Origin of the sequence: Mesorhizobium sp. M7A.F.Ca.US.005.03.1.1 (assembly GCF_003997975.1) — a bacterium.
Taxonomy (GTDB): Bacteria; Pseudomonadota; Alphaproteobacteria; order Rhizobiales; family Rhizobiaceae; genus Mesorhizobium; species Mesorhizobium ciceri.
The window spans coordinates 1-5,587 of the sequence record NZ_RZRO01000181.1 but is presented as its reverse complement, the minus strand read 5'-3'; the positions used below and the strand labels follow the sequence as shown (position 1 = coordinate 5,587).

Genomic DNA, 5,587 nt, shown 5'->3' with positions numbered 1-5,587 from the left:
GCAACTGGCTCGACCGGATCGACAGGTTCGACCGGCTCTACTGGGGCAACAGGTTCGACCGGATCGACCGGAGCAACCGGCTCGACCGGCGCCACAGGAGCAACCGGTGATACTGGAGCAACAGGCTCTACTGGGGCAACAGGTTCGACCGGATCGACCGGAGCAACCGGCGCCACAGGTGCAACCGGTGATACCGGAGCAACTGGCTCGACCGGATCGACAGGTTCGACCGGCTCTACAGGTTCGACCGGTTCGACTGGAGCAACAGGCTCTACAGGTTCGACTGGCTCAACCGGAGCCACCGGTTCGACAGGTCCGACAGGTGCGACTGGCTCGGGCGGCGGGACCGGTGACCGCGACCATGGCAACAACGGTGGCGGCAACGATCCTGATGGAAGCGACAGCAGCAACCCAGGCAAGGGGCATGGCAATGACGGGTCCGACAACGATGGTTCGCCAGGTAACGGCAACCACGCCAAGGTCTCGGCCGATACGATCGGACTCAAGGACTCCAAGCAGTTCTTGCAATCGGGCCCGGCCGCCAGCAGCGACACCGATAGCCAAGCCTCGTTCCGGCAGCTCGTTGGCCTGGCTGGGGGTTCGGTGACGAGCGATCTCTTGAACGTTCTCAATACGATCAAGGGCCTTAGTCCGAACCAGAACAAGACATCCGGTGCAACGTCCGACTTGACTTCTGACAAGGGCAAGCAAGGCGCCGGATACACTAACACCGACGACACGCTGAAGAAGGCAATGAAGGATATTCTGAAACCTAATGACTGAGTCCAGGTTGAAGAAAGAACGCGCGGCCCTTGCGGGAACGCAAGTGCCGCGCGTTCACCATTTCCAGGCGGGCAAAGGGCCCGTGCGGCTGGCCTATTTGGAATATAGTGCGTTTTGTCAGCAGTCCCGGCTGGGCCGGCTTGCCCGGAGCATCCTTGAACCCTCGCTTGTGGGCCGGAGGGGAAGTGCATGGTGAGCATACCTCTGAACGCCGATGCACGGCCAACCTCGATCCGCGTGGACGCGGAGGCGACGGGCAAGGTTGGCAGCCAGAGCGAGGCGGGGAGGGCACCCGGCGGACCCGCCGAGTTCGACCGGATTGCCCCGCGCCTCAAGGCGGTGCTACGGGTCGCCCGCTACCATGGCGTCGAACTCGACCCGAACGAGTTCAAGGTGGCGAGCGCAAGCCCGGTTCCAAACGCGACCGATCTCTCGCAATGGGCCCAGAACGGCGGCATGTGGTCGCGTGCGCTCCGCATCCGCTGGTCGCATCTTCTGCGCTTCGAGCACACGGGACCGGTCGTCCTGCTGTTCAATGACGGTGGCGCAGGTCTCCTCACCGGGGCCAGTCCAGAGCGGAATGTCGTCTTCCTCAAAAGTGCGGATGCGCCCGAGGATGCCGAAGCCATCGCCATCGACGAGTTGCGGCTGTCGCAGGTGTGGGCGGGTGAGGCCGTGCTGTTGCGTCCAGCGCGATCCTATATCGCGGCCGATGCGCCTTTCACCCTCGGTTGGTTGATCGACCTGGTACGGTTCGAAAGCCGTTCTATGCGTGACATCGGTATCGCCTCGTTCACGCTCAGCCTCCTTACCGTTCTGCCGCCTCTCATGGTCATGACACTGGTCAACAAGGTGCTGCAGTTCAACAGCGTTTCAACCCTCGTGCTCCTGTCGGCCACAATTGCCGTCCTGTTCGTTTACGAGACGCTCCTCGGTCACGCCCGACGGCTGATCATCAACGTCGTCGGCGCCCGCCTGGATACCAAACTGAACTTGCATGTTTTCAGCAGGCTCCTGCGTCTGCCGCTTGATTATTTCGAGCGTCATCCGGCCGGCGAGACGATGTACCATCTCGCGCAGATCTATCGCATCCGCGAATTCCTCACCGGAAAACTCCTCAGCACGTTCCTGGATCTGATCACGCTCTGCGTGCTGATCCCGGTGATGTTCTATATCAACGCCACGCTGGGCTGGATGGTGCTTGCCTGCGCGGGCGTGATTATGTTGATCATCTTCGCCTTTCTCGCGCCGTTGCGCCGCCGCTACCAGCAAGTGGTCGATGCCGAGACCTGGAAGGCGGCGGCGCTCGGCGAAACCGTCGTCGGCATCAAGACGGTGAAGGCGCTCGGTCTCGAACCGCAACGCAGGGCGCTTTGGGACGAGCGGGTGGCGGAAGCGGGCAGGGCGCGCCTTGCCTTCGGGCAGCTTGCCAACTGGCCGCAGACGCTTGTCACGCCAATCGAGCGTGCGATGGTCCTCGGCACCATGCTGATCGGAGCTTATCTCGCGATGAGCGACACGTCTGGCTACATGGTCGGCAGCTTGTTCGCATTCATGATGATCGCCCAACGCGTCGCACAGCCTCTCGTCGGTCTTGCTCGACTGGTCGAGGACTTCGAGGAGGTAGGGGCGGCAATCAGCGAGGCAGGATCCGTCCTCAACCGGCCCCTGGAAAGCAGTTCGAATTCCACAGGTCTGAGACCGAAGCTCGTTGGCGAGATCAGTTTCCGTGATCTGACCTTCACCTACATCGGCACCAACACGCCAGCGCTTGACCGGGTCAACTTCGACATTCCAGCAGGGACGATGTTCGGCATCGTCGGGCGCAGCGGTTCGGGGAAATCGACAATTGCGCGGCTTCTGCAGGGGATCAATCGCGATTACAGCGGTTTTCTCAAGCTGGATGGCGTCGACCTCAAGGAAATCAACCTGCGTCACCTTCGCCAGGGGCTCGGCGTGGTCCTCCAGGACAATTTCCTTTTCCGCGGGTCGATTCGAGACAACATCATCGCCGGGCGCCCCGGCCTGACCCTTTCCGACGCCATGCGAGCCGCTCACCTTGCCGGCGCCGAAGAATTCATCGAACGCATGCCCAACGGCTATGACACCTATATTGAGGAAGGTTCGCCCAACCTGTCGGGTGGTCAAAAGCAGCGGCTGGCGATTGCGCGCGCGCTCATCCACGATCCGACCGTCATGATCCTTGACGAGGCGACCAGCGCGCTTGATCCGGAGAGCGAGGCGGTGGTCAGCGCCAATCTCATGCGCATCGCCAGGGGCCGCACGATGATTATTGTTTCGCACCGGCTTTCCTCGCTGACCGAATGCGACCAGATCCTGGTCATGGATCAGGGCCAGGTCCTCGATGTCGCGCCGCATGCGACCCTGCTCGAACGATGCGCGCTCTACCGCCAGCTTTGGATGCAGCAGAACCGGCATCTTGACAATCGCCAAGCTCGTCTGGCCGCTGTGCCGCCGAGACTTGTGTGAGCATCGGCTTCGGGGCGCCCATGAGCAGCATCACCCATTCCAGTCTTCCCGTCCGGCGCCGGACAGAGCCGAGCGATCCGACGATGCCCGTCATCCTGGAATTCCAATGGCCGTCGACGGCCATCGCCAATGCGCCCGTCCCACGAATGGCGCGCGGCATGGTCTGGATCATCTCAAGCATGGTCGTTGCCCTGATAACACTCTCAGGGCTCATACCGGTCGATCAGGTCGTCTCCACCAGAGGGCTCGTGGTGTCGCAATCGCCGAATATTCTGGTGCAGCCGCTCGAGACGGCGATCGTCCGCTCGATCGAGGTGCGCGAAGGACAGCGCGTGCGAGCTGGTCAAACGCTTGCACGCCTCGACGCGACCTTCGCCTCCGCTGACCTTGCTGCGCTGACGACACAGGTCTCGACACTTGAAGCCGAAGTGGCCCGTTTGAAAGCGGAAGCCGACGGAAAGCCCTTCAGCTATGACGGTCTGGACCCGAGTTGGACCCTGCAGGCATCAATCTTCGATCGTCGAAAAGCCGTCTACGACGCCAAGCTGTCGAGTTTTGACCGGCAGAGCGATGAACTCAGTTCCGTGATCTCGCGTTCCCAGTCCGATGCTGACGGCTACCGCCAGCGACTGGCCGTCGCGGCTTCGATCGAACGGATGCGCAAGCAACTGGAAGCAAGACAGGTGGGCAGCCGCCTCAATACGCTTCTGGCCGAGGACAACTGGGCAGAGATGTCCCGGGCGCTCGGCAACGCCGAGCAGACATCGGAAGCTGCCAAGCGACAACAGGCGACGGTGGCCGCCGACCGCGATGGCTACATCCAGAGCTGGCGCGCGGAAGTCTCGCAAGGCCTGTCGGAGGCGGGCTCGCGTATGTCCGATGCCCGTGAGCTTCTCAACAAGGCAAAGCTGCGTAAGCAGTTGGTCGAGCTGAAAAGCGATGCAAACGCCATCGTTCAGTCAGTGGCGAAGGTTTCCGTCGGGTCGATCCTGCAATCGGGTGACCGGCTGATGACCCTGGTGCCGGACGACGCGGTGCTTGAAATCGAAACGAACATTGTCGGCCGTAGCAGTGGGTTCGTCCACGTCGGTGACCCCGTGGCCATCAAGTTCGACACCTTTCCATATTCGCAATATGGCCTCGCGCATGGCACTGTGCGCACGGTGAGCCCGGATTCCTTCTCGGCCCGGGAACAGGCGCGCGACCCGAACAGCTCGTTGGCCATGCTGCCCCCGGACGCTGACCTGTTTTACCGCACGCAGATTTCCATCGACGAGGTCGCCCTCCATGGCGTGCCCGCAAGTTTCACGATCGTCCCTGGCATGCCGGTAACCGCTGACGTCAAGGTCGGCCGCCGTACCGTGCTCAAGTATATTCTCGGCGCCATACTCCCCCTAGGCCAAGAAGCGATGAGGGAGCCATAGGCTCGGGCGCCGTGCGCGACAAACGGAGGTATGCGTTCTCGCATCGATGGCAATCCTTGACCGCCTGACTGCTTACGGTCCACCAGCGCTGGTATTGCGCCGGGCGATCCAGCTTTCTGACAGCGGCAAGCCTTTAGAAGCCTTTCCGCTGCTGGCAATTGCGGCACGCGCCGGGATTGTCGAGGCCGAATACCGCGTCGCTCGTTGCTATCTCGAAGGTTTGGGTGTGCCGCCAAGCCGGTCGGAAGGCGCGCGTTGGCTGCGGCGAGCGGCCGATCACGGCAGCCCCGATGCCCAGTCGCTCCTCGCCGCGCTTTACGTGGCTGGACTGGCGGCGCAGGAGCCCGACGGCAATGGCTTGGAATCGCAAAGCTTGTTCGAACGGGATTCCTCGCGGGAGCCGGAATTCGCGGCAGCGTTCGGGCTCGCGAAAAAGGCAGCCGAAGCTGGCTCCGCAACCGGGCAGGCAATTCTCGCCTATATCCTCAGCAGAGGCCCCGAAGCGATGCGGGACCTGGATGCGGCGCATGGCTGGTATGAGAAGTCTGCGGCAGCCGGCTGCCCTGAGGGATGCCTGGGCCTTGCTCTTTCCCTCGCCCGGCGCGGGCAGCCTGCGCAGACGGCCAAAGTTGCCGCCGAGGTTCGACGCGCTGCCGACGCCGGTCTGCCAACCGCAATCTACCTTCTTGGGGTCCTGACTGAGCATGGACGCGGCATGCCAGCTGATCGACCGGCAGCCGCGCGACTGTATCAGCTTGCCGCGGAGAAAGGCTTGCCCTCAGCCCAATTCCGGTTGGGATCGGCGCTCATCGAGGGTGGCCTTGCAGGTCAAGATATCGCCGCCGGCGAGGCGTGGATGCGGCGGGCCGCATTTGCAGGAAATATTGAGG

General features: G+C 62.5%; 3 protein-coding genes and 1 pseudogene. All 4 read left to right on the top strand.

What is annotated here, in order from left to right; all coding sequences use genetic code 11:
• Positions 1–783 (top strand): annotated as a pseudogene (locus EN990_RS35875) (hypothetical protein); the annotation flags it as partial.
• 189 nt (positions 784–972) lie between these two features.
• On the top strand, positions 973–3,273 hold the full coding sequence (locus EN990_RS34675) for a peptidase domain-containing ABC transporter (RefSeq protein ID WP_063170857.1): 2,301 nt from the start codon (positions 973–975) through the stop codon (positions 3,271–3,273).
• A 20-nt stretch (positions 3,274–3,293) separates the two neighbouring features.
• Positions 3,294–4,697, top strand: a complete 1,404-nt coding sequence (locus EN990_RS34670) for an HlyD family type I secretion periplasmic adaptor subunit (RefSeq protein ID WP_064994815.1) — start codon at positions 3,294–3,296, stop codon at positions 4,695–4,697.
• Positions 4,698–4,743: 46 nt separating this feature from the next.
• The coding region (locus EN990_RS34665) for a tetratricopeptide repeat protein (RefSeq protein ID WP_164766221.1) at positions 4,744–5,587 on the top strand (844 nt) is incomplete at its 3' end.